The 25,071-nt window shown below is 57.2% G+C and carries 23 protein-coding genes and 4 tRNA genes; 7 read left to right on the forward strand and 20 right to left on the reverse strand.

Annotation, left to right across the window (positions count from 1 at the left end):
* The first annotated feature begins 7 nt into the window (after positions 1–7).
* Together JH25_RS16605 and JH25_RS16600 are read left to right on the forward strand one after the other, a co-directional pair.
* Positions 8–388: a hypothetical protein gene (locus JH25_RS16605; RefSeq protein WP_032877951.1), complete on the forward strand. Its 381-nt coding sequence runs from the start codon at positions 8–10 to the stop codon at positions 386–388.
* A complete protein-coding gene (locus tag JH25_RS16600) occupies positions 385–1,899 on the forward strand; it encodes a conjugal transfer protein TraG N-terminal domain-containing protein (protein WP_032877953.1) in 1,515 nt (504 codons plus the stop codon). Before JH25_RS16605 ends, JH25_RS16600 begins: the two co-directional genes overlap by 4 nt.
* Before the next feature lie 39 nt (positions 1,900–1,938).
* Here the strand turns inward: JH25_RS16600 and JH25_RS28655 are convergent, their stop codons facing one another.
* Entirely contained in the window at positions 1,939–2,289 is a 351-nt protein-coding gene (locus JH25_RS28655; RefSeq protein WP_164699477.1) for a hypothetical protein, read from the reverse strand.
* Positions 2,290–2,527: 238 nt separating this feature from the next.
* A complete protein-coding gene (locus JH25_RS28005) occupies positions 2,528–2,956 on the reverse strand; it encodes a hypothetical protein (RefSeq protein WP_177327402.1) in 429 nt (142 codons plus the stop codon).
* 264 nt (positions 2,957–3,220) lie between these two features.
* On the opposite strand from JH25_RS28005, the gene mobH reads away from it, so the two are divergent.
* Together mobH and JH25_RS16590 are read left to right on the forward strand one after the other, a co-directional pair.
* On the forward strand, positions 3,221–5,107 hold the full coding sequence (gene mobH / locus JH25_RS16595) for a MobH family relaxase (RefSeq protein WP_032877955.1): 1,887 nt from the start codon (positions 3,221–3,223) through the stop codon (positions 5,105–5,107).
* The gene (locus JH25_RS16590; RefSeq protein WP_032877957.1) at positions 5,104–6,423 is read left to right on the forward strand and encodes a site-specific integrase; all 1,320 of its coding nucleotides are present in this window, start codon (positions 5,104–5,106) and stop codon (positions 6,421–6,423) included. Before mobH ends, JH25_RS16590 begins: the two co-directional genes overlap by 4 nt.
* A gap of 170 nt (positions 6,424–6,593) precedes the next feature.
* On the opposite strand, the gene JH25_RS16585 is transcribed toward JH25_RS16590, so the two are convergent.
* The 7 genes from JH25_RS16585 to rluD form a co-directional block, all read right to left on the reverse strand.
* Positions 6,594–6,670 (reverse strand) — tRNA-Pro (locus JH25_RS16585).
* A gap of 188 nt (positions 6,671–6,858) precedes the next feature.
* A tRNA-Lys gene (locus tag JH25_RS16580) sits at positions 6,859–6,934 on the reverse strand.
* 5 nt (positions 6,935–6,939) lie between these two features.
* Positions 6,940–7,016, reverse strand: a tRNA-Pro gene (locus tag JH25_RS16575).
* Positions 7,017–7,025: 9 nt separating this feature from the next.
* Positions 7,026–7,101 (reverse strand) — tRNA-Asn (locus tag JH25_RS16570).
* Positions 7,102–7,396: 295 nt separating this feature from the next.
* Positions 7,397–9,961, reverse strand: coding sequence for an ATP-dependent chaperone ClpB (clpB, locus tag JH25_RS16565; protein ID WP_005784667.1), 2,565 nt, complete (start codon positions 9,959–9,961; stop codon positions 7,397–7,399).
* 135 nt (positions 9,962–10,096) lie between these two features.
* On the reverse strand, positions 10,097–10,822 hold the full coding sequence (gene pgeF, locus JH25_RS16560; RefSeq protein WP_032877959.1) for a peptidoglycan editing factor PgeF: 726 nt from the start codon (positions 10,820–10,822) through the stop codon (positions 10,097–10,099).
* Positions 10,819–11,781 (reverse strand): 23S rRNA pseudouridine(1911/1915/1917) synthase RluD, encoded by a 963-nt coding sequence (rluD, locus tag JH25_RS16555; RefSeq protein WP_005784662.1) that lies wholly within the window; start codon positions 11,779–11,781, stop codon positions 10,819–10,821. The genes pgeF and rluD overlap by 4 nt, the downstream gene beginning before the upstream one ends.
* A 149-nt stretch (positions 11,782–11,930) precedes the next feature.
* Here rluD and JH25_RS16550 point away from each other — a divergent pair, with 149 nt between their 5' ends.
* Together JH25_RS16550 and JH25_RS16545 are read left to right on the forward strand one after the other, a co-directional pair.
* On the forward strand, positions 11,931–12,956 hold the full coding sequence (locus JH25_RS16550; protein WP_005784660.1) for an outer membrane protein assembly factor BamD: 1,026 nt from the start codon (positions 11,931–11,933) through the stop codon (positions 12,954–12,956).
* A gap of 127 nt (positions 12,957–13,083) precedes the next feature.
* Positions 13,084–13,317 carry a PP0621 family protein gene (locus JH25_RS16545; protein WP_005784659.1) on the forward strand — a complete coding sequence of 78 codons (234 nt, stop codon included), beginning with the start codon at positions 13,084–13,086 and terminating at the stop codon, positions 13,315–13,317.
* Here the strand turns inward: JH25_RS16545 and thiO are convergent.
* The 5 genes from thiO to pilV form a co-directional block, all read right to left on the reverse strand.
* Positions 13,304–14,413: a glycine oxidase ThiO gene (gene thiO, locus JH25_RS16540; protein ID WP_032877963.1), complete on the reverse strand. Its 1,110-nt coding sequence runs from the start codon at positions 14,411–14,413 to the stop codon at positions 13,304–13,306. The two genes, JH25_RS16545 and thiO, sit on opposite strands and share 14 nt — an antisense overlap.
* 62 nt (positions 14,414–14,475) lie before the next feature.
* Complete coding sequence (locus JH25_RS16535; RefSeq protein WP_032877965.1) at positions 14,476–14,877, reverse strand: type IV pilin protein; 402 nt, start codon at positions 14,875–14,877, stop codon at positions 14,476–14,478.
* Positions 14,878–14,888: 11 nt separating this feature from the next.
* Positions 14,889–15,419 (reverse strand): pilus assembly PilX family protein, encoded by a 531-nt coding sequence (locus tag JH25_RS16530; protein WP_032877967.1) that lies wholly within the window; start codon positions 15,417–15,419, stop codon positions 14,889–14,891.
* 5 nt (positions 15,420–15,424) lie between these two features.
* Positions 15,425–16,132 carry a prepilin-type N-terminal cleavage/methylation domain-containing protein gene (locus JH25_RS16525; RefSeq protein ID WP_032877969.1) on the reverse strand — a complete coding sequence of 236 codons (708 nt, stop codon included), beginning with the start codon at positions 16,130–16,132 and terminating at the stop codon, positions 15,425–15,427.
* Positions 16,129–16,614: a type IV pilus modification protein PilV gene (pilV, locus tag JH25_RS16520; protein ID WP_032877971.1), complete on the reverse strand. Its 486-nt coding sequence runs from the start codon at positions 16,612–16,614 to the stop codon at positions 16,129–16,131. Before pilV ends, JH25_RS16525 begins: the two co-directional genes overlap by 4 nt.
* Before the next feature lie 206 nt (positions 16,615–16,820).
* On the opposite strand from pilV, the gene JH25_RS16515 reads away from it, so the two are divergent.
* The gene (locus JH25_RS16515) at positions 16,821–17,402 is read left to right on the forward strand and encodes a GspH/FimT family pseudopilin (RefSeq protein ID WP_032877973.1); all 582 of its coding nucleotides are present in this window, start codon (positions 16,821–16,823) and stop codon (positions 17,400–17,402) included.
* On the opposite strand, the gene ispH is transcribed toward JH25_RS16515, so the two are convergent.
* From ispH to murJ, 6 genes are all read right to left on the reverse strand, one after another.
* Complete coding sequence (gene ispH, locus JH25_RS16510; RefSeq protein ID WP_005784653.1) at positions 17,356–18,303, reverse strand: 4-hydroxy-3-methylbut-2-enyl diphosphate reductase; 948 nt, start codon at positions 18,301–18,303, stop codon at positions 17,356–17,358. The genes JH25_RS16515 and ispH overlap by 47 nt on opposite strands.
* A gap of 177 nt (positions 18,304–18,480) precedes the next feature.
* Positions 18,481–18,918 (reverse strand): FKBP-type peptidyl-prolyl cis-trans isomerase, encoded by a 438-nt coding sequence (gene fkpB, locus JH25_RS16505; RefSeq protein ID WP_177327426.1) that lies wholly within the window; start codon positions 18,916–18,918, stop codon positions 18,481–18,483.
* Between the two features lie 7 nt (positions 18,919–18,925).
* Entirely contained in the window at positions 18,926–19,438 is a 513-nt protein-coding gene (gene lspA / locus JH25_RS16500; protein WP_032877979.1) for a signal peptidase II, read from the reverse strand.
* The gene (ileS, locus tag JH25_RS16495) at positions 19,431–22,262 is read right to left on the reverse strand and encodes an isoleucine--tRNA ligase (RefSeq protein WP_032877981.1); all 2,832 of its coding nucleotides are present in this window, start codon (positions 22,260–22,262) and stop codon (positions 19,431–19,433) included. Before ileS ends, lspA begins: the two co-directional genes overlap by 8 nt.
* Before the next feature lie 14 nt (positions 22,263–22,276).
* Positions 22,277–23,215: a bifunctional riboflavin kinase/FAD synthetase gene (gene ribF, locus JH25_RS16490; protein ID WP_003188404.1), complete on the reverse strand. Its 939-nt coding sequence runs from the start codon at positions 23,213–23,215 to the stop codon at positions 22,277–22,279.
* A gap of 119 nt (positions 23,216–23,334) precedes the next feature.
* The gene (gene murJ / locus JH25_RS16485) at positions 23,335–24,873 is read right to left on the reverse strand and encodes a murein biosynthesis integral membrane protein MurJ (protein ID WP_032877982.1); all 1,539 of its coding nucleotides are present in this window, start codon (positions 24,871–24,873) and stop codon (positions 23,335–23,337) included.
* Between the last annotated feature and the right edge of the window lie 198 nt (positions 24,874–25,071).

Below are 25,071 nucleotides of genomic sequence, written 5' to 3' on the forward strand. Positions count from 1 at the left end.
AAAGGCCATGACCGATATGCCGGAGCCTGTCACCGCCCCCAACCGCTCGCTGGTTAGACGAACCGGGAGGAGCATTCTGCTTGTTCTGGGTCTTTTGCTCGCGACTACCGCCCTCGTAGTACTACTCAGCGCTGACTTGATGAACATGTTCGACAGCGCTGAGCAATGGCAATCCTGGCGTACCGACCACTACTGGCCGCTCTTCACTTGGCGCCTGATGCTTTATATCGCACTGGCCGTTGCCTGGTTCAAATTCAAGGCTCGATTATCGAACTCAGAACGCTCGAAACGGCGCAAAGGCCTGTTGAAGATCGAGGTGTTGGTGATCCTATTATTTCTGATGGTTGAGCTGAGCAAGGTGCTGTATCAGGCAGGGGGTGACTTGTGACGCTCTACACCAATGATTATTTGGAGTACTACCTGACGTTGGTCGGTTGGATCATCAACAACGGTATCTGGGCGATGATTTCAGATACCGGACTATTCGCCCTGCCCTTCTGCATCATCGTTATTCGAGAGTGGCTGAAAGTCCGTGGTGAGGGGGCCGATGAGGGCAACAAAGGCGTTCTCTCACTGGCACGTATCGAGACCAATATCTACGTTGGCTACATCGTCGTCGCATTCTTCGCTGTACCAGCCGTCAATGTGAGTTTTGATACCTTGGCATTTGACCAGAGTAGAGCTCAGCAATGTCAATACAACTTACCTAAACCCACGGACACAGGCTGGAACACTACATTCAGCTCACTGGCAGGAAAGAGTGCCCAGATGCCCATGTGGTGGGCATTAATGCATGCATTATCAAAGGGATTAACCAGTGGCGCTGTAGCAGCAATACCCTGCGGAACTGATCTACGGCAAGTACGCATGGAAGCTAGCAATACCAAGATCAACAACCCACTGTTGGCTCAGGAAATTGGCGATTTCACGCATGATTGCTACGGTCCCTCCCGCGCCAGACTATTCATGCGTCAACCTGAATTGGGAGCGCAGGGGAACGACCCTCGTTATGGGCAAGAACTCAGCTGGATTGGTTCTCACTATTTATTGAACACCTCTGGTTATTACGACACGGACTACTCCAAAACTCCAAGGGCTTCATGGCCCTATAACGCATCTCGCGATGTTGGTTTACCACAAGTGAGTGGAGGTGGGGGCTATCCAACTTGCAAACAATGGTGGTCGGATAGCGGAGTGGGACTGCGGGATCGTATTAAGGCTCAAGTGTCGCCGGACCTAATGACCAAAATGCTCGGCTGGGCGAAGTGGTTATCCCAGGAAGAAGTAACTGACTCGCTTGTCCGACAACTGGTCTCGCCTACCAACCAGGTGAAAGGAGATGTGTATACGGACTACGGGGGACAAATCAACGGAACCGTGTGGAATGGAGCAGCCCGGGCAGCGGGGACTCTCGGAGTTGCATTAGGATCTATGGCCTATTTCCCAGCAATGGACATGGTTCGCCAAGCGCTACCAATGGTCATGGCGTTCTTGAAGATGGCGATGGTGATATGTATTCCGCTGGTACTGATTGTTGGAGCTTACCAGCTGCAAGTTGCCATGACTTTGACCGTGGTGTTTTTTGCGCTGATCTTCGTGGACTTCTGGTTTCAACTGGCAAGATGGGTTGACAGCACAATACTCGATGCGTTGTATGGCGCAGGATCCCCACATCTGTCATTTGATCCCGTGATGGGCCTGAACACTGCAACTCAGGATGCCATCTTAAACTTCGTAATGGGGTCTATGTTCATTGTCCTGCCTCTATTCTGGATAGGCGCGCTAGGGTGGGCTGGAATTAGGGCTGGGAATGCGCTGGAGGGGCTATCAAGAGGTACGCAATCTGTAGAAAAAGCGGGGGCCGAAGGAGGCGAGTTTGCAAAAAACAAAATCAAGTAAGAAACACTACCTCATCAAAAATCCACAGCAAACACGAAATTAATTCAAGAAATTATCATCATAATTTGCATGAAATAGAGGATTATTCTGATTTTCTAAAGAGTATGGATCATTATCAGACGCAGAGTTAAAAGGCTCGTAACTACTTTTAGATACTAGCGATGAACGAGAGAACCCACCTACAGCCAAGGCCAGAAAAATAAGACCAACAGTCAGGATGGCCATGAACGCATGAGCCAACCAGACCCAGGAATAAACCGTGACTGCGATTAGGGCCAGACGCTTGACCCAACGCAAGGTGCGGTTCTGACCGCACCAAACGAGGCGCACAGCCTGACCCAGGCCATAGCCTAAGCGACTTGCTACTCCCTGAGAGGTCTGCGTGGTCATGGTGCGTCTCCTTCTAACCCCATCTAGGGGCGATATGACATTACTTATAATACCGTTTTTTCTCTGCTACAAGATCATGAGACAAACGGCCGTTACCCTTGGCACCTAGCGCCGTCCCATTTTCGCTGCAGAAATGGCCCAAAAGGTAAAGGGTTCTGTAGAAGCGAATGGAATGGTTCACAAGGGTAAAAGCCTTACCCGAAAGGGCCGCTTTCAGCGGGAAAAAGGTCCAATCTCATCAACGCATCTCCCGAGTCGAATAAATTTCAACTAACTCGTCTTCTGTAAAATTACTAAGCAAAAAAAAGTATTCAGCTCTGGACTCAACCGTCAACGGTTGGAGAGAACCTAAATTAATGAGAGTTGAAACAGCCTCGTCAGGAGTCATTTCGCTAGTAAGTGGGGCTCTTTGCCCAGAGTAATAAACCTTGTCAGACGCAATAGCTACATCCAGCAGTTCACGTACTTCACCATAACGAGCGGAACGCGCAGCGGTTAGAAACACTCCATCAAAAACGACCAAGACGCTATCAACGTGAGTAATAATATATTTAGCTAAGGCGACAACCAGAGGAAGGTTGTTGTCCCACCTTGCTTCCTCATCATCAAGATCATTCCCTACGCTAGCAAAAAGAATGATCTCATCACACTTATTGTCACGTATCAAATCACAAAGTGCCCAAACATTATCTGAGGTTGATTTCGTAGCTTAGCGAAGTGAAACCATCATTTTTCCTCACATGGTCGATCTGCGGCACCGTGCCCTTAGATTGAAACGACGATAATTCTGCATTCCTTTCTCCGTCACCACCATAGAGAGATGGCTCTTCGCCAAAAGAAATACCCGAGACCACCAGTGATCCTTTCCCCTTGCTCGCCCCCCCTTTGATAGGAGAAAAGCCTGCCCCATGAATCATTTACGGAGCAGGCGATGTTCTCTATTTTCCGCCGCAATAAAGCGCTACCCGCCCAAAGCCCCTCCCCTAACGGTTTTATACAGCCGGCCTCTAGCCAAGCACTACTGGCATCGCCGCGCCGTCAGAAACTACTGGAGAACATTTGGCAGCGCGCATCGTTATCTCGCTCACAGTTTGTCGAGCTCTATAGGCGTCCACTTGAGCGCTACGCGGAGTTGGTCCAGCAGCTCCCTGCTTCGCAAAACCACCATCATGCACACCCTGGCGGCATGCTGGATCACGGGCTTGAAATCGTCGCCTATGCCTTGAAAATTCGACAGAGCTACCTGCTTCCTATAGGCGCACCGCCGGAGTCTCAATCAGCACAGGCTGAGGCCTGGACTGCCGCCGCGGCTTACGGCGCTCTGATACACGACCTCGGCAAGATCGCCGTCGACGTGCACGTCGAGCTGGCAGGAGGTAAAACCTGGCACCCGTGGCACGGCCCAATCGATCGTCCCTATCGATTCCGCTACGTGAAAGGACGCAGCTACCAACTTCACGGAGCCGCTGCCGCACTGATCTACGCGCAGATCCTCTCCTCAGAAATCTTAGATTGGCTCAGTAATTTCCCCGAAGTGTGGTCGCAGTTAATCTTCATTTTGGCTGGTCAGTACGAACATGCCGGCATTTTGGGAGAGATCGTGGTCAAGGCCGATCAGGCGTCCGTCGCACAGGAACTCGGTGGAAATCCAGCCCGCGCGCTGTCCGCGCCCAAACAGTCTTTGCAGCGTCAATTAGCAGATGGGTTGCGTCACCTGGTCCGAGATACATTCAAACTGAATCAAACCGATGGACCGTCAGATGGATGGCTGACACAGGATGCTCTTTGGCTGGTTAGCAAGCCTATTGCTGATCAATTGCGAGCCTATTTGCTGACCCAAGGCGTTGAAGGTGTACCCAGTTCGAATGCGCCTTTCTTCAACATGCTGCAAGATCAGGGGGTAATCCAAACCAATGCCCAGGACAAGGCAATCTGGAAAGCCACGATAGACAATGGTCGTGGCTGGCGAAACACCTTCACCCTGCTGAAGCTCTCACCGGCACTGATCTGGAATGATCCAAGTGATCGGCCCACAACTTACGCTGGGACTCTTGAGGTAGAAGCTGGCAACCCGGCAGAAGACTCTGCAGCTGAAAATAACATCGCCACACCGGCAAAAAAGTTGCCTTCGGACATTCAATCCAGCCCTGTGCCGGCGCCTTTAGCCCCGGCACAGACATCACCGTTCGAACTCCCGCAGCATTCCTCGAGCGGTACCGATGAATTTGACGAGCTAATGGCGCTCCTTGGTAATATCAATGAGCCTTCAGAAGACATCAAAAATAAAGAGGTCTCTGCGGCACATACCACGTCTCCGAAACTGGATGACATCCAGCCTTCCCAAACGTCGAATCAAGGAGGTGCGTCTTTAGCAATAATCGAAGAAGTCACTCCGATGCCTAGCAATAACAGCGAGATCGGTAAGGGATTTGTTGAATGGCTTAAGAAAGGCATCGCGTCCCGGACTATCATTATCAACGATACCAAAGCGCTGGTTCATACCGTAGCAGGGACCGCTATGCTGGTAACGCCTGGAATTTTCAAACGCTACGTCCTTGAATTCCCCCATATCGAACAGCAAGCCAAAGTACATCAAGTCAGCGCCTGGCAGCTGGTTCAACGTAGTTTCGAGAAACAGAAACTTCATCGAAAAACGCAAAACAGTCTGAATATTTGGACCTGTGACGTTGTTGGACCTCGAAAATCCAAGCAGCTCAAGGGGTACTTACTTCTAGACCCGCGCACGATCTTCTCTGAGGTCCCCTTCGACAATATCAGCCTGTCCTTGAAGTCAGAAGCAACGGAGCCGCCACAATGACGACGCCCTCAAATCTGACGGAGGAATACATCTTTGCCCATGATCTGCGGCCTGCCAGTGCAAAGATCTATCGTGCCTCTACCAAAGCACTACTTAAGCATTTCCGAACGGCCTCAGTTGAGGAGATCGATCATCGTGCGGTTCTGATATGGCGAAAAAAAGTCCTTGAGAACGGATTATCCAAACGCAGCTGGAACACCTATTCAAATCACCTACGAACTGTTTGGGGCTACGCCATAGAACACGGCCTGTTGACCCATACCACGATCAACCCATTCAAGAAAACCAGCGTTATCCCACCAAAGCGAGCCAGCAAGACAATCAATCGAGACGCCATCCAACGAGCACGCAACTGGCTCATATCCCTTGTAGGCCAAGAACGTTGTACGCATGAACGTAGCCAGATCACACCTGCCTGGTTCTGGCTCAGCGTCTTCGAGATGTTTTATTACACAGGCATACGTCTGAATGCCCTGCTGTGCCTACGCTACAAAGATATCGACTGGGACAGCCAGATGATCTTGGTCCGCGGTGAAACAGAGAAGACCCATCGGGAGTTTTTCCTCCCCATTATGGAAGGACTCGCTCCACACTTATCCAGGATCCTGGGGGAGGCCGAGAAAATCGGTTTTTCACCAGACGATCAGCTGTTCAACGTCAACAGATTCTCTCGTCACTTCCATGGCAAGGAAATGAACATCGACCAGGTGGAGTCAATGTACGGCAAGCTCACCGATAAGATCGGCGTGCGCATGACCCCTCACCGCTTCAGGCACACATTAGCAACAGACTTGATGAAGCAGCCTGAGCGAAACATTCATCTCACGAAAAGCCTGCTGAATCATTCGAATCTAGCGACAACGATGAATTACATAGAGGCGGACTACGACCATATGCGTGCTGTTCTACATGAGCGGAGTCTAGCTCAGGGCGCTCTGAGCCGAGTGAGACGGGTTGATCCAAGTGGCACACCCTCTGCCCCCTTACCCGCCAAAATAGGTGTGCATTCACAGGAAACCGCTCAACCAGAGCCCAAGAAGCTGCCAGCTCCACAACAATCTAGCAGCACAGAGGTCAGTATTGATCGGCGGACCAAGTCGACTGGCCGAAGCGCGCTACAGAAGGCTCTCGAGCTCGCATCTGCGCAACTGCATCGCGAGTCAATGACATGCTCTATGGACCCACCAGTAGATCAAGTAGAGCAGAGTCTACTACTGACGCTAATGGCGAGCGGGCTTGGTGTCGGCACATTCAGGAAACGCACCTCAACTGAGCATTCAATACGAAGCTCATCATTTTCCAGAGCATCGCCCTAGTACGTTCATAATCAAAGCGCACTGGCTATAGGGAGTTCTGGTTGGCCAGAGGCTTTCGCATGCCCGGGATAAAGCACCAGGTCGAAATCCGTATTTTTTCCCGACGAACGGCAAAACTTTGCTCAAGGCACAAAAAAAAGCGCCATAAAGACGCCTTTTTTCATTAAATATGGTCGGGGTAGGGGGATTCGAACTCCCGACATCCTGCTCCCAAAGCAGGCGCGCTACCGGACTGCGCTATACCCCGGAATGCGCATCGCAAAGCCGATGCACATTGACATCATGACGAACCGAAACTACTGTTCGCCTCAGACGGCTGCATGTCTACGGTAATATCTAAGTGCTGTAACACTTTCCAAAACCGTAAAACCGCCTCTATCAGAGCTAGAACCTCTGATTCTAAGATTTGATTCCAGCGTTAACTGGTCTCAAAAATGGTGGGTCGTGTGGGATTCGAACCTACGACCAATTGGTTAAAAGCCAACTGCTCTACCAACTGAGCTAACGACCCAAATATGGTCGGGGTAGGGGGATTCGAACTCCCGACATCCTGCTCCCAAAGCAGGCGCGCTACCGGACTGCGCTATACCCCGATTTGAAATTGGCTCCGTGACCAGGACTCGAACCTGGGACCCAATGATTAACAGTCATTTGCTCTACCGACTGAGCTATCACGGAACTACATATTTCAAATTTACTGCTGTGTAACCTTCTCTTCGACCCTGTCCGTATCGCTACGTTAGCGTCTCTGAGGCGCGCTATTCTACAATCTTAAAAACCCCTGTCAACCCTTTAAATTGCTTTTAAGACAATGATTTGCGCTTCTTTCTGATTTCTTCTTGGGGAGAAGAAACCCGTGGGCTGACGTTGCTGCGGGGCGCACTTTACAAGCCTTTGCCTTACAGTTCAACGCCCTATCGAAAAAAAAGGCCTCGCAATGCGAGGCCTCTTGTTATTACACCGGGTGCTGGCCTCAGTGGAAGACGATTTCGTCGTCTTTCACCGTTGCCGTGACGCGAGTGCCCGGCATAAAGCTGCCCGACAGGATCAACTGTGCCAGCGGGTTCTCGATCCAGCGCTGGATCGCACGCTTCAACGGCCGTGCGCCATACACCGGGTCGTAGCCCACTGCGATCAGCTTGTCCAACGCCTCGCCGCTCAGCTCAAGGTCGAGCTCACGCTCAGCCAGGCGACTGCGCAGGCGGCCCAACTGGATTTCGGTGATACCCGCAATCTGATCCCGTGCCAGAGGCTCGAAGATCACCACTTCGTCGACCCGGTTGATGAATTCCGGGCGGAAGTGGGTGGTCAAGGCGTCCATCACCGCTGCGCGCTGGGCTTCGCGATCCCCCACCAGTTCCTGGATCTGTGCCGAGCCCAGGTTGGAGGTCATCACGATCACCGTATTGCGAAAGTCCACCGTACGCCCGTGGCTGTCCGTCAAGCGACCATCTTCCAGCACCTGCAGCAAAATGTTGAACACATCCGGGTGCGCCTTCTCGACCTCATCCAGCAGGATCACCGAGTAAGGCTTGCGTCGCACGGCCTCGGTCAGGTAACCGCCCTCCTCGTAGCCCACATAGCCTGGTGGTGCGCCGATCAGGCGAGCCACCGAGTGTTTCTCCATGAACTCGGACATATCAATGCGTACCATGGCCTCTTCAGTATCAAAGAGGAACTCGGCCAGGGCCTTGCACAGCTCAGTCTTACCTACGCCGGTCGGGCCGAGGAACATGAACGAGCCGCTTGGACGGTTCGGGTCGGACAAGCCGGCACGGGAACGCCGTACCGCATTGGATACCGCCACCACCGCCTCTTCCTGACCGATGACGCGCTGGTGCAACAAACTTTCCATTTTCAGCAGTTTGTCGCGCTCGCCTTCGAGCATTTTCGAGACTGGAATGCCGGTCCACTTGGAGACTACTTCGGCGATCTCCTCCTCGGTCACCTTGCTGCGCAGCAACTGGTTCTCAGGCTTGCCGTGCTGGTCGACCATCTGCAGGCTGCGTTCCAGGTCCGGAATCACACCATATTGCAACTCAGCCATGCGGCTCAGATCGCCTTTACGACGCGCGGCTTCCAGTTCCTGACGGGACTGCTCGATTTTCTGCTGGATCTGCGCCGAACCCTGTACTTCGGCTTTTTCCGAGGTCCAGATTTCTTCGAGGTCCGAATACTCACGCTCCAGACGGACGATTTCTTCCTGAAGTTTTTCCAGGCGTTTCTTCGCTGCCTCGTCCTCTTCTTTCTTCAACGCCTGGGATTCGACTTTCAGTTGAATCAGGCGCCGATCCAGGCGGTCGAGCACTTCCGGCTTGGAGTCAATCTCCATGCGAATGCGGCTGGCCGCTTCGTCGATCAAGTCGATGGCCTTGTCCGGCAACTGACGATCGGTGATGTAGCGATGACTCAGCTTGGCCGCCGCAATGATCGCGCCATCAGTGATCGCCACTTTATGGTGGACCTCATAGCGTTCTTTCAGGCCACGCAGGATCGCGATGGTGTCTTCTTCGCTTGGCTCTTCCACCAGCACTTTCTGGAAACGCCGCTCAAGGGCCGCATCCTTTTCAATGTACTGACGGTATTCGTTAAGCGTGGTCGCACCGACGCAATGCAACTCGCCCCGCGCCAAGGCCGGCTTGAGCATGTTGCCAGCATCCATGGAGCCTTCGCCTTTACCGGCGCCGACCATGGTGTGCAGTTCGTCGATAAACAGAATGATCTGGCCTTCCTGCTTCGACAATTCATTAAGCAGGGATTTCAGTCGTTCTTCGAACTCACCACGGAACTTGGCACCGGCGATCAGGGCCCCCATGTCCAGGGACAACAGGCGTTTGCCTTTTAAGCCGTCCGGCACTTCACCATTAATGATGCGCTGGGCCAGGCCTTCGGCAATCGCGGTTTTACCCACGCCAGGCTCACCGATCAGCACCGGGTTGTTCTTGGTGCGACGCTGCAGGACCTGGATGGTGCGACGAATCTCATCGTCACGACCAATCACCGGGTCGAGCTTGCCTTCTTCTGCACGCTTGGTCAGGTCGACGGTGTATTTGTCCAGGGCCTGGCGCGACTCCTCATGGTTGGGGTCGTTCACGGCCTCGCCGCCACGCAGGTTGTTGATAGCGTTTTCCAGGGCTTTCTTGCTCACGCCCTGCCCCAGCAACAATTTGCCGAGCTTGCTGTTGTCGTCCATGGCGGCGAGCAGCACCAGTTCGCTGGAGATGAACTGGTCACCCTTCTGCTGGGCCAGGCGGTCCGCCTGATTGAGCAGGCGCGCCAGGTCCTGGGACATATTCACGTCGCCGGTAGGGTTTTGAATTTTCGGCAGTTGGTCGAGCTCTTTACTCAACTCCTTGCGCAGGCTGTTGATGTCAAAGCCCACCTGCATCAACAAGGGTTTGATAGAACCACCTTGTTGCTCCAGGAGCGCCTGCATCAAGTGTGCCGGCTCAATCGCCGGATGGTCGAGGCCGACCGCCAAGGATTGGGAGTCCGATAAGGCCAACTGCAATTTGCTGGTTAAACGATCAATACGCATTAGTCACCTTCCTTTTGAGCAGGCCGGAGCTATGAACAAACACATCCTGAATGAAGAAACCTGCCAGATACCCTTATAGATGGGGTGGATTCTGGGGGTTTCAAGCGGCGGACTGTTGATACAGGTCAGGACAGTCTAGCGTTCAAGCCAGATAAGGGAGGCGAATCGGCCCGTACGCGGGCTGCGGCGATAAGAAAAGAAGCGTGGATCGGTCACGGTGCAAAAACCACCACCATATACAGCGGTGACACCGTTTGCTGCCAGACGCAGGCGCGCCAGCTGGTAGATGTCGGCCATGAACTTGCCGGGGTTGTGGCTGGGAACAAAGGCTTCAGCGGTGGCCGGCAGTTGCTGCATGAACGCTTCACGTACCTCCGGGCCGACCTCAAAGGCTTGCGGGCCAATGGCTGGGCCGAGCCAGACCAGGACGTCTTCAGGAGCAGTATCCAGGCTTTCGAATGCGGCCTCCAGCACGCCAGCCGCCAAGCCACGCCAACCGGCATGGGCTGCGGCAACCCGGGTACCCGCACGATTACAGAACAGCGCAGGCAGGCAATCGGCGGTCATGGATGTGCAGGCGATGCCGGGGGTGCTGGTCCAACTGCCATCTGCCTCGACGGTAAGGCCTGGATCGGCCTCAACCACGTGAGTACCGTGGACTTGGCGCAACCAGGCGGGCTGGATATCGAAGGCGCTGCTCAGACGACGGCGATTTTCAAGGACGGCCTCAAGGCTGTCCTCGACGTGATCGCCCAGGTTGAGGCTGTCGAACGGCGCCAGACTGACACCGCCCGCACGAGTCGTGACGCAGGCTTTGACCTGAGACGGCGCGGGCCAGTCAGGAATCAGCCAGTCACTCATCCGATAAACGCCTCACGATCCTGCTTGAGCAGCGACAACAACCAGACCAGGTCGTCTGGAAGTGGCGATTCCCAACTCATGCGCTTACCGCTCGTCGGATGATCCAGTTCCAGGAAGCGTGCGTGCAGTGCCTGGCGCGGGAAGGACTTCAGCGACTCGACCATTGTCTGGCTTGCCGCCGGCGGAATACGGAAGCGCCCACCGTAGGCAGGATCGCCGACCAACGGGAAGTTGATATGCGCCATGTGCACGCGAATCTGGTGGGTGCGCCCGGTTTCCAGCTTGACCCGCACATGGGTGTGGGAGCGGAAACGCTCCAGCACACGGTAGTGGCTGACGGCTTGCTTGCCACCTTCCATCACCGCCATACGCTGGCGCTGCTGGCCATGGCGACCAATCGGGGCGTTGATCTTGCCCCCGGCCACCACCACACCGATCACGATGCACTCGTAGATCCGGCTGACGCTGCGACTCTGCAACTGAGTAACCAGTTGCGTCTGCGCCTGAATGGTCTTGGCCACCACCATCAAACCGGTGGTGTCCTTGTCCAGACGGTGCACGATGCCGCAGCGCGGGACATTGATGATGTCCGGGACGTGGTGCAACAGGGCATTGAGCAAAGTGCCATCAGCGTGCCCGGCAGCCGGGTGAACCACCAGGCCAGCGGGTTTGTTGATGACCAGGATGTCGTCGTCTTCATAGACGATATCCAGCTCGATGTCCTGGGCGACCCATTCTCCCTGGGCTTCCTGCTCGGCAGTCAGCTCAAGAATCGCACCGCCATGAACTATGTCTCGCGGGCGGATAACCGCTCCATCCACAGTCAGGCGGCCGTCTTTGATCCAGGCGGAAAGGCGCGAGCGCGAGTGCTCAGCGAATAATTGTGCGGCGACTTGATCGAGGCGTTGGCCGCCCAATTCGGACGGCACCTCTGCGCGAAGTTCAATTTTATCGGACATGCTCAGACTAGGCGTGGCACAGCCTTTGGTTTCGGCTGCGCGCTTGTGGTTAAATACGGCGTCTTTTGCCCCGAGGCTTTCAACGGGGCGCTCATCATAACAGGACGGCCCCGCCCAAGACAGCGGCCGTCATAGGGACGCAAGCCGCCATGCAAGTGAAACACCTGCTGCTGATCGCCATCCTCGCCATGACTGCTGCTTGCTCGTCAACAAAGGACGTCGTCGACGAAAACCTGAGCGAAGTCGAGCTGTACCAGCAAGCTCAGACAGACCTGGACAATAATAGCTACACCAGCGCCACAGCGAAGCTGAAGGCATTGGAGTCGCGCTACCCATTCGGCCGCTATGCCGACCAGGCCCAGTTGGAGCTGATCTACGCCAACTACAAGAACGCCGAGCCGGAAGCTGCCAAGTCCGCCGCCGAGCGTTTTATCCGCCTGCACCCACAGCACCCGAACGTGGACTACGCCTACTACATGAAAGGCCTGACCTCGTTCGACCAGGACGTTGGCCTGCTGGCGCGCTTCCTGCCGCTGGACATGACCAAGCGTGACCCGGGCGCTGCACGCGACTCCTACAACGAGTTCGCCCAGCTGACCAGCCGCTACCCCAACAGCCGCTACGCGCCGGACGCCAAGCAGCGCATGATCTACCTGCGCAACCTGCTGGCCTCCTACGAAATCCACGTGGCCCACTACTACCTGACCCGTCAGGCCTACGTAGCTGCCGCCAACCGTGGCCGCTATGTTGTGGAGAACTTCCAGGAAACCCCATCCGTGGGCGACGGCCTGGCGGTGATGACCGAGGCTTACCAGCGTCTGCACCTGGACACCCTGGCGACCACCAGCCTGGAAACCCTGAAGCTCAACTACCCAGATCACCCAAGCCTGAAAGATGGCCAGTTCGTGCCTCAGGTTGCCGAAGCCGACAACCGTTCGTGGCTGAGCAAGTACACCTTGGGCCTGATCGAGTCTCGTCCGCCACTGCCGCCGGGTGAAACCCGCGCCAACCAGGACGTGATCAAACAGTACCAGGACGCCAAGGATGCCATCCCTTCGGACCTCAAGCCTCACGACGAGAACGGCGACGTTATCGAAGAAGAGGAGCCGCAGGCCCTTGGCAACAACGAAGACCGTTCGTGGTTCAGCTACATGACCTTCGGTGTGTTCGACTGATTGTTCGACGCAACGCAAAAGGGAGCTCTGAAGGAGCTCCCTTTTTTATGAGCGAGTATTTATTGCGCTGTGCGCCTGTGGCCAGCTTGGCTAAACTGGCGCATTCCTTGTCGAGAAACTGCCCATCATGCTTCGTCTACTGTTCTGGATTGCCGTCATTGCTGCCGCGGTATGGTTCTGGCGCAAATTCAAAAACCCTGCAGCCCGCCAGCAACGACCTGCCGAGCCGAACGCAGCGCTGATGGTGCGATGCGCCCACTGCGGCGTGCACCTGCCGCAGGATCGCGCACTGAGTTCGCGCCAGGAGTGGTACTGCACCCAGGCGCACCTGGAACAAGGGCCGAAGTCTATCCAGCGTTGAGGCGACCTGCCGGGGCATAAGGCGCCGGATCAATGATCGGAGCCCGCCCCAACAGCAAGTCGGCGAACAACTGGCAGGAGGCAGGTGCGAGTACCAGGCCATTGCGGTAATGCCCGCAATTGAGCCACAAGCCCTGAAAGCCGGGAACCTCTCCGATATAGGGGATACCTTCCGGCGAACCGGGCCTCAACCCCGCCCAATGCCCGACTACCTCGGCGTCCGCCAAGGCGGGGATCAGTTCCACCGCAGACGCCTTGAGGCTCGCCAACGCAGTTTCGGTCGGCGTCTTGTCGAACCCCTCATGTTCCAATGTGCTTCCAATCAGAATGTGCCCATCGCGGCGGGGGATTGCATAGCGCCCCTTGGCCAAGACCATGCTGGATAAAAAGTCGGACGCGCACTTGTACAGGATCATTTGGCCTTTGACCGGCTCCACGGGAAGGGTCATGCCCAGTGTGCTCAGCAACTGCCCGCTCCAGGCCCCGGCGGCGAGCACCACCTGATCGGCAAAAACCGGTCCCGTAGCAGTGTTCACCCCCACCACGCGATTGTTGTTCTGCACAAAACCCGACACTTCGCAGTGCTCGTGAATCGTCACATCCGGCAACGCCAGCAGCGCCGCCTTCAAGGATTTAACCAGGCGAGGGTTGCGCACATTGGCCACATCGGCCATGTAGATCGCCCGGGAGTAGCCGCCTCCCAGCGCCGGCACGGCATCATGAGCCTGGGACACATCCACCTTGCTCAATGGCCGCCCTTCACGCGCAGCCCAGGCCAATGCATCAGCCTCATCATCCAGGTCAAGCCAGTACAAACCCGTGGTATGAACCTCGGGATCGACACCGGTTGCGGCAAACAAGCGCTGTGCCAACTGCGGATAGAAATCCTGGGACCAATGGGCCAAGGCAGTCACGGCCGGGCTATAACGCCATGGATACAACGGTGAGACAATTCCGCCACCCGCCCAGGAAGACTCCTGCCCAAGCCCCACACGCTCCAGCAGCATGACTGCACGCCCTTCTCTGGCAAGGTTGTACGCCGTCAACAGCCCGATTACTCCGCCGCCGACAATCACCACTTGCTGTTGCTTTGCCATCATCTGATCCCGCCGATAAACAGGGAAAGGCGCGCCCGGCGCCCACTCTTCAAGCACTCTCATCACTGCCCCCAGCAGACTTTGCGCGACATTTCAGGCGCCGCTCCCGGGTTGCTTCGCATACCGGTGCTGCTCAAGCTGAAAGCTGCACACGCGTCGTCCGCCATGACTGAGTCCACGGCAGGCGTAGCGAGCAAGTCGAAATCCTGGGGGTTTAAAATCACACTGATTCTATAGTGATCGTTACCCGCAATGGCGCCGCCCGCATCAATAAAAGTGCCGTTTCTGGTATATGCGCGCTCCAGGTGCTGGGCTTGCTCGCTCAGCAACGCGACTATTTGCGCGCGATACACCTTTTTTACCTGGCCGATGTACCCGGGATACGCAATGCCGGCCAACAACGCAACGATCGCCACGGCGATCAATAACTCCATCAGGGTAAAGCCCTGGCTATCCATGCCCATCCCATTGCTCCTTATTGAAGTTGCCGCCATGAAATCCGTCGAAACCTGACGTTGCCGCCCTCCTCCACCCGTGCATAAACCGACTCCAGCACCGTGCGCGATTGGCCTGTAAGGCCCACGGCAGTGATGCGAAAGAGCGCTGCCCGTGTATCGGGCGGCAAATGAGCCAGCCCTGCTCCTTCCCCCAGGGATTGAACGCCATAAAACCCACCCCTCAAGGCCAACCAGGTGACCGCTGAGACAGGGTTTGCCCCTGCGCCAGTCAAGGAAAATGCTTCATTAGGCGGTACACACGTAATAACCGAGTTGCACACAGGCATCGCAGGGCCGCCCCTCTGCACAACCGACTCCCCCAGCCGCAAACCGCTCTCAGCAGACTGAAAGGATTGATTACGCTGCCACAGGCTACTCGCGACTTTTTGCTGGGCGACCGCCCCCTGTATCGACGACAGCCCCAGCTGCGATAACAACAGCAGGAATACCAGACTGATCAGCAGCACCATCCCGTTCTGCCGTACCCGAATACCGCCAAGCATCGACATCGCCCCTAACCCAACCGATTTCGCAGCGCCGCGACGACACTGTAGGTCTGATCCTTAACCCGCCCAGTTGGGTCTTGCAGAGTCATGGAGATACGCACACTACGTACCAAAGAACTGTCAGCCGAATGGCTGTCGTAACGCACCACAACCGTTGATGCAGGCTCAGCCGCCAAGCCAAAACTGATGTCGAATGCACGCACGTTATCAATCAGTACCGCCTTTGCCGGTGCTGCCGGAGTACTGACCTTCAACTGGCCCGATTCATAGGTGTAGGTAAGCTGGCGTATGCCAAAGCGGATCAGGCCAGGGGCGGCAGCAGGTGCTGCCCCCTCATACGCCTGGGCCGCCTCCTTGCAGTCGGACAACACCGTCCAGTCGGGCTTGCCAGCGCCGTTACCGACGTACGCGGTGACCAACGTCAGCGACCTTGAACTTCCAGACGCGTCCCAGCTTATCGGTCGATCGAAGGCAGCCGGGGCGTTGTCGATAACGGTCGCGGCCAAACATCCCAACATGCCTGCCTGACGAATGTCCTGTGTGATCTTGCCCAGGGCAAGCCGCGCATCATCCTGCAGCACCATGGCGGCCTGCTGGCTGTCGTGAGTCAATCGTGAACTTATGAGCACCTGACTCACCCCCAACACCAGCACCAGCCCGACGGCGAGTGCGAGCAACAACTCCACCAGGCTGAAACCTCGGGCATGACGATTCATTGCAAGGCTCCCTGCTCACTGGTGACTCGGCTGGTCAGCGTGAAGGTTTCCCGTGCTTCTGGGGTGCCTGCTGAGCGGCGATCCTCCCAACTGATGCTGATGGTGACCTCATGCCCGCTTACCGCCACGGAACCCTTGGCATCCTTGCCAGCAAAACCAATGATATTGGCCTCGAAATCGTGCAGGTCCAGGTCGCGCACACTGGCGGCCGAAGTGTTGGGCGGCCCCGACTCGTCCCTCCCCCACGTGTAATCCGCACCAGCATTGGCGCGAATTCGGTCGAGCATGTCGTAGGCGATAAAACTGGCTTGGCTGATCATCCTGGCGCTGTCGGTGTACTTGAGCGCGTTGAGCTGAAGCATTGCAGCGCCCATCAGGCCGACAGCCAGGATCAACAGCGCTATCAGCACCTCGATCAGCGTCATGCCGGATTGGTGCCGATGCGCGGAGCGCAGAAAAAATCGATTCGGGCGGGCAGGCATTACCGTCGTCATCCATGTCGAAGGCCGGAAAAAAGCAGGCAAACCCTGCTGTGCGATCCAAGACTAGCGGCGGATTTCGAGCAGCGCTGCTGCCGGAACAAAGGGAAATACTTTGGACATAAAGGCCATCACCCAGCATTCGCGGCCAGGCGCTATACCTAGGTCTGCAACTCGAAGATTCACTCGCGTCCACGGAGGGAACGCACATGACACAACGAGGGTTCACCCTGATTGAAATGCTGCTGGGGCTGATCGTCACCAGCTTCCTCGCGCAATTGGCCGTACCCGGTTTCAAAGGTTTGCTTGAATCGCAGCAACGACAAAGCGTGGCCCAATCACTTGCCGCCGGACTGCGTTACGCACGCATGGAGGCCATCACGCGCAATCAGGCGGTGGTCATTCATGCAAACGACAGGGACTGGAGCCTGGGGTGGCGGGTGATACTGGATGTCAGTGGACGCGGCCATCAGGACGACGACAACCCGGTGCTGCTGGAGCGCCAGGGCGATGGTCGCGTGCCCGTGGCAGGCAATGGCCCGGTTACGAACCAGGTGCGTTTCAGCGGCTTGGGAGAACCGGTTTTCGCCGGCGGAGGCTTCCGTGCCGGCACCGTGCATGTGTGCGACACGAGCCAGGCACAGAGCCTGTATCAGATCGTGCTGGCCCCCAGCGGACGCATCAGCCTGCGCAGTGACAAGACCGAGCAGGCATTATGCCGAGCCGATGCCGGCATTGTTGGCGTCAGAGCAGCGAGCGGACCCGCAGTTCCTTCGGCATCGAGAACGTGATGTTCTCTTCACGACCTGCCAGCTCATCGGCGCCAGTAGCGCCCCAGGCCTGCAACTGCTGGATCACGCCGCGTACCAGCACTTCCGGTGCGGAGGCGCCTGCCGTGATGCCGATACGCTCGACACCATCGAACCAACTGCGCTGCATGTCTTCGGCACCGTCGATCAGGTACGCCGGCGTAGCCATGCGCTCGGCCAGCTCACGCAGGCGGTTGGAGTTGGAGCTGTTAGGGCTGCCGACCACCAGCACTACGTCACACTCATTTGCCAGTTGCTTGACCGCATCCTGGCGGTTTTGCGTGGCGTAGCAGATGTCATCCTTGCGCGGGCCGCCAATGGCCGGGAACCGCGTGCGCAGGGCATCGATTACGCGGCTGGTGTCGTCCATGGACAAGGTGGTCTGGGTCACGAAGGCCAGGCGTTCCGGATTGTGCACCTGCAAGTTGGCGACGTCTTTCTCGTCCTCGACCAGGTAGATAGCACCGCCGTTGCTGGCGTCGTATTGGCCCATGGTGCCTTCTACCTCCGGGTGACCGGCGTGGCCGATCAGGATGCACTCACGACCGTCGCGGCTGTAGCGCGCCACTTCGATATGCACCTTGGTCACCAGTGGGCAGGTGGCATCGAATACCTTGAGGCCACGGCCCGCCGCTTCGGTACGTACAGCCTGGGAAACACCGTGGGCACTGAAGATGACGATCACGTCGTCGGGCACCTGATCGAGTTCTTCGACAAAGATCGCCCCGCGCGCGCGCAAGTCTTCGACCACAAATTTGTTATGGACGACTTCATGGCGCACATAAATCGGCGGCCCGAAGACTTCCAGGGCGCGATTGACGATTTCGATCGCCCGGTCCACGCCGGCGCAGAAGCCACGGGGGTTGGCGAGTTTGATTTGCATGCTGTGCCTCGTGTATTGCAGCCATATTGAGTCAATTTGACACTGACTCAACCGACAATGGAGATCAAAGGTGGGAGGGGGCTTGCTCCCGATATAGGTATATCAGTCTGCACATTTAGCTGATACACCGCTATCGGGAGCAAGCCCCCTCCCACATTTTAGACCGCGTACGGTCGGTTACAGCGCTTTGACGTCGATAATCTCGACGTCAAAGGTCAACGTCTTGCCGGCCAACGGGTGATTGAAGTCGATGGTCACTTGCGCGTCATCAAATGCTTTCACCACGCCAGGCAATTCAGTGTTCGCCGCATCATTGAAGATCACCAGCAAGCCTTCCGACAGGTCCATGTTCTGGAACTGCGAACGGGGGATGATCTGCACGTTTTGCGGGTTGGGCTGGCCAAAGGCGTTTTCCGGCAGGATTTGCAGGGTGCGCTTGTCACCGGCCTTGAAACCGAACAGTGCCGCTTCGAAACCCGGCAGCAGGTTACCGTCGCCGACCTTGAAGGTCGCGGGGGCCTTGTCGAACGTGCTGTCGACCGTGTCGCCATTCTCCAGGCGCAGTGCGAAATGCAAAGTGACTTCCGTGTTCTGGCCGATGCGTTGCTCAGCCAATACCTGATCAGTCATTGACGGTTTCTCCGGTTTTCTTGCTCTTGAACATATCCAGCGCCAGCATGATTGCGCCGACGGTGATAGCACTGTCGGCAAAGTTGAACGCCGGGAAGTAGTGGCGGTTCTGCCAATGCACCAGGATAAAGTCGATCACATGGCCCAGGGCGATGCGGTCATACAGGTTGCCCAGCGCGCCACCCAACACCAGGGCCAGCGCGATGGCCAGCCAGGTGTCGTCGCGGCCCAGGCGCTTGAGCCACACCACCAGTACGGCACTTACCACCACGGCGATCACAGCAAACAGCCAGCGCTGCCAGCCACCGCCGTCAGCGAGGAAGCTGAAGGCGGCGCCAGTGTTGTAGGCCAGGGTCCAGCTGAAATAATCCGGGATCACCACGATTTGCTGGAACATTTCCAGGGAGCCCTCGAAGTGAGCCTTGCTGACCTGGTCAATGACCAGGACCAGCAGGCTCAGTACGAGCCAGCCCAGACGTCCGAAACGACTGTCTGCATTAGGCATAGTGGCGAACCTCGCCTTCACCGCTGATGTTGTCGACACAACGACCGCAGATTTCCGGGTGCTCAGGGTTCACGCCGACGTCTTCACGGCAGTGCCAGCAACGAGCGCACTTGGGGAAGGCCGACTTGACCACTTTGAGCTTAAGGCCAGGCACTTCGGTAGCCACCGCATCTGCCGGAGCCTGGGTAAACGGCGCCAGGCTCGCAGTAGAGGTGATCAGCACGAAGCGCAGCTCGTTGCTCAGCTTGGCCAGGTCGGCGGTCAGGCCGTCTTCGGCAAACAGGGTGACTTCGGCTTGCAGGTTGCCACCCACGGCCTTGGCCGCACGCTGGACTTCCAGTTCCTTGTTCACCGCAACCTTGACGGCCATCACGCCTTCCCAGTACTCGCGGCCCAGTTCGAAGTCAGCCGGCAGTTCGGTCAGGCCTTCGTACCAGGTGTTGAGCATGACGGACTCGTTACGCTCGCCCGGCAGGTACTCCCACAGTTCGTCAGCGGTGAATGCCAGAATCGGTGCGATCCAGCGCACCAGCGCTTCGCTGATGTGGTACAGCGCGGTCTGCGCCGAACGGCGCGCCTTGCTGTTGGCGCCAGTGGTGTACTGGCGGTCCTTGATGATGTCGAGGTAGAAACCACCCAGCTCCTGCACGCAGAAGTTGTGGATCTTGGAGTAGACGTTCCAGAAGCGGTATTCGCCGTAGTGTTCCTGCAACTCGCGCTGCAGCAACAAGGTACGGTCCACAGCCCAACGGTCGAGGGCGAGCATGTCTTCGGCCGGCAGCAGGTCGCTGGCCGGGTTGAAGCCGGTCAGGTTCGACAGCATGAATCGCGCGGTATTGCGGATACGGCGGTAGGCGTCGGCGCTGCGGGCCAGGATCTGGTCCGAGACGGCGATTTCACCCGAGTAATCGGTGGAAGCCACCCACAGGCGCATGATGTCGGCGCCCAAGGTGTCGTTGATCTTTTTCGGCTCGATCACGTTCTTCAGCGATTTGGACATCTTGCGGCCCGTCTCGTCGACGGTGAAGCCGTGGGTCAGCAGCTCGCGGTACGGCGCATGGTTGTCGATGGCGCAACCGGTGAGCAACGACGAGTGGAACCAGCCACGGTGTTGGTCCGAACCTTCCAAGTACAGGTCGGCACGCGGGCCGGTCTCGTGGCCCATCGGGTGCGAACCACGCAGCACATGCCAGTGAGTGGTGCCCGAATCGAACCACACGTCGAGGGTGTCGCTGATCTTGTCGTACAGCGGCGCTTCGTCGCCCAGCAGCTCGGCAGCGTCCAGCTTGAACCAGGCTTCGATGCCTTCCTGCTCGACACGCTGGGCCACGACTTCCATCAGCTCGACGGTGCGCGGATGCAGCTCACCGCTTTCCTTGTTCAGGAAGAACGGGATCGGCACGCCCCAGTTGCGCTGGCGGGAGATGCACCAGTCCGGACGGTTGGCGATCATCGAGTGCAGGCGCGCCTGACCCCAGGACGGGACGAACTTGGTGTCTTCGATGGCCTTGAGCGAGCGTACACGCAAGGTGTCGCCGCTGGTCGGCTCTTTGTCCATGCCGATAAACCATTGCGCCGTAGCGCGGTAGATCAGCGGGGTCTTGTGACGCCAGCAATGCATGTAGCTGTGCTGTATGGCGGCGGTTTGCATCAACGCACCGACTTCACGCAGCTTTTCGATGATCGGATGGTCAGCCTTGAAGATGAACTGGCCACCAAAGAACTCGAGCGAAGGCACGTATACGCCGTTGCTCTGCACCGGGTTGATGATGTCGTCGTTGACCATGCCGTACTTCTTGCAGATCACGAAGTCGTCCACGCCATAGGCAGGCGAGCAGTGGACAATGCCGGTACCCGAACCCAGCTCGACGTAGTCAGCCAGGTACACCGGCGACAGACGGTCATAGAACGGGTGACGGAAGTTGATCAGTTCCAGCGCGGAGCCGGTGGCGGTGGCGATCACCGAGCCTTGCAACTCGTAGCGGGCAAGGCACGACTCGACCATTTCTTCGGCCAGCACCAACAGGCGATCACCGACATCCACCAGAGCGTAGGTGAATTCCGGGTGCACGTTCAGCGCCTGGTTGGCCGGGATGGTCCACGGGGTGGTGGTCCAGATCACGATGGCAGCCGGCTTGGCCAGGCTTGCCAGGCCGAATGCCTCGGCCAGCTTGGCGTCATCGGCAATCGGGAAGGCCACGTCGATGGTCGACGACTTTTTGTCTTCGTATTCGACTTCCGCTTCGGCCAGGGCCGAACCGCAGTCAAAGCACCAGTTCACGGGCTTGAGACCCTTGAACACGAAGCCGCCCTTGACGATTTCAGCCAAGGCACGGATTTCACCGGCCTCGTTCTTGAAGTTCATGGTCTTGTAGGGATTGTCCCACTCGCCCAGCACGCCCAGGCGAATGAATTCGGACTTCTGCCCTTCGATCTGCTCGGTGGCGTAGGCACGGCAGAGTTCGCGGGTCTTGTCCGCGCCCAGGTTCTTGCCGTAGGTAACTTCGACTTTGTGCTCGATCGGCAGGCCATGGCAGTCCCAGCCGGGAACGTACGGCGCGTCAAAGCCCGACAGGGTTTTGGAGCGCAGGATCATGTCCTTGAGAATCTTGTTCAGCGCATGACCGATATGAATCGTGCCGTTGGCATAAGGAGGGCCGTCGTGCAGGACGAATTTCGGACGATCCTTGCCAATTTCGCGCAACTTTCCGTACAGGCCAATACTGTTCCAGCGCTGCAGGATCTGCGGTTCGCGCTGTGGCAGGCCGGCCTTCATTGGGAAGGCGGTGTCCGGAAGGTTTAGCGTGGCTTTATAGTCGGTCATTTAAGGCTCTTCGGTTAGCGATGGGCGCTAGGTGCGGCTAGTGCACGGGCGGCGGCGACATCCGCATTGATCGCCGTTTTCAACGCCTCCAGGGAGGCGAAACGCTGCTCTTCACGCAGCTTCTGGTGGAAAACCACCGTCAAACGCCGGTCGTATAAATCACCGGCAAAATCCAAAAGGTGAACTTCCAGGTGGGCCTTGCCATCACCTGCAACCGTGGGCCTGACGCCTATATTGGCGACTCCCGGCCACGATTGGCCGTCGATGTCGACGCTGACCAGGTAAACCCCGGTCAGCGGCACACGGCGGCGCTTGAGTTGCACGTTGGCAGTTGGCGTGCCCAATTGGCGCGCCAGCTTCTGGCCGTGCAGTACCCGCCCGGCAATGCGGAAGGGGCGACCGAGCAAACGCTCGGCCAGGTCGAAGTCGGCGGCAGCCAAGGCGTTACGCACCTGGGTGCTGCTCACACGCAGGCCGTCCAGTTCGACGGTTTGGGCGGCTTCAACGGTAAAGCCCTGGTTGACGCCGGCATGTTGCAGGAAATCGAAATCCCCGACCCGATCGCAACCGAAATGGAAGTCGTCACCGACCTCCAGGTGTTGTACACCCAGGCCATCGACCAGGATGCGGTCGACGAACTCGGCGGCGCTGAGGCTGCGCAAACGCTGGTTGAAAGCCAGGCAGAGGACGCGGTCCACGCCCTCCTCCGCCAGCAGTTGCAGCTTGTCGCGCAAGCGCGCCAAACGGGCCGGCGCTGTTTCCGGGGTAAAGAACTCCCGCGGTTGTGGCTCGAAAATCACCACGCAGCTGGGCACACCCAACTCGACCGCACGCTCGCGCAGCCTTGCCAGGATAGCCTGGTGGCCACGGTGAACACCGTCAAAGTTGCCAATAGTGGCGACGCAGCCCCGATGCTCGGGGCGCAGGTTGTGGAGACCTCGAACCAGCTGCATAACGCGCTTCTTGCTCATAAAGTGGTCGATTATAACCACACCCGGCCCCGGACGACAGGCAACAGCGCAGGCCAAATGGGTCGAATCGATAAAACAATCGTTTTATCGCGGCGAAGTCTCTATCCCAGCGACTTGCGATTGAAATCGCGCAGGCGGAAACCCTGCAACAGCAACATCCCGAAGTACACCGCTACGCCCGCGACCACCAATACACCCAGGCGCATAAAGCGCTCAAGCATATCCCCATCGTCCCAGGCCGGCATCACGTGCATCAAGCCCACCAGCACGGCGGACATCGCAGCCACCGCCACGAGCAACTTGAGGGTAAACATCCCCCAACCCGGCTGTGGTTGATACATCTGCTGTTTGCGCAGTTGATAAAACAGCAGGCCTGCATTGATACAAGCTCCGGCACTGATCGCCAGCGCCAGCCCGGCATGGGCCAAAGGACCGATAAATACCAGGTTGAGCAGTTGCGTGACAATCAGCGTGAAAATCGCGATTTTCACCGGCGTACGGATGTTCTGCTGTGCGTAGAAGCCCGGTGCCAGGACCTTGATCACAATAATGCCGAGCAGACCGACAGAGTAGGCAACCAGTGCGTGCTGGGTCATCAACGCGTCGTGCGCATCGAATTGCCCGTATTGAAACAGCGAGACCGTCAGCGGCTCGGCCAGGATTCCCAGGGCCAGTGCGCATGGCAACACCAACAGAAAGCACAGACGCAGGCCCCAATCGAGAATGCGCGAATACTCCTGACGATCCTTGCTGGCATAGGTGCGTGCCAGGGTAGGCAGCAGGATCGTGCCCAATGCCACACCAAGCACACCGGATGGCAACTCCATCAAGCGGTCGGCGTAGTACATCCACGATACCGAGCCGGATACCAGCAACGAGGCGAACGCGGTGTTGATGATCAGGGAAATCTGACTGACCGATACCCCGAGTATCGCCGGCAGCATATTGCGCATCACGCGCCAGACGCCGGTGTCCTTGAGGTTCAGGCGTGGCAGTACGAGCATGCCGATTTTTTTCAGGTGCGGCAGTTGGTACAGCAACTGCGCCAGGCCGCCGGCCAGGACCGCCCAGCCCAGGGCCATGACGGGCGGATCGAAATACGGCGTAAGGAACAGCGCAAAAATAATCATGCTGACGTTCAGCAAGGTCGGCACAAAGGCCGGTACCGAGAAACGATTCCAGGTATTGAGGATCGCCCCGGCGAGCGAAGACAGGGAAATCAGCAATATATAAGGAAAGGTCACCCGCAGCAGATCAGTGGTGAGCGCAAACTTTTCCGGCGTATTGGCAAAACCGGGCGCCGTGGCCCAGATCACCCAGGGCGCGGCGAGCATCCCGACGATGGTTACCAGCATCAGTACCAGCGTCAGCAAACCCGAGACGTAGGCGATGAACGTACGAGTCGCCTCCTCGCCATGCTGGGTCTTGTATTCGGCCAGAATCGGCACGAACGCCTGGGAGAACGCGCCTTCGGCAAAGATCCGTCGCAGCAGGTTGGGGAGTTTGAAGGCAATAAAGAAGGCATCCGTGGCCATACTGGCGCCAAAGATGCGCGCCAGCAGAGTGTCACGCACAAACCCCAAAACCCGGGAGATCATCGTGATAGAGCTGACCGCAGCCAACGATTTGAGCAGATTCATTGAAAGAGTTTGCGCCTATAGATAAAGAGCAGGCGAACAAAGCGCCCACTTATGCGATACTGCGCGCCTGCAACAGCACAGAGCCAAAGCTCGCGAGTTTACAGGTCAAGCGCCGGAAATAAATCACCCGCCTCTTCAGATCGACCACTCAGCAGTTCGCATCAGCCGCCCTTGACAACCCATCAAGTCATCGGCATG

This window comes from Pseudomonas sp. BRG-100 (assembly GCF_000737955.1).
Lineage (GTDB): Bacteria > Pseudomonadota > Gammaproteobacteria > Pseudomonadales > Pseudomonadaceae > Aquipseudomonas > Aquipseudomonas synxantha_A.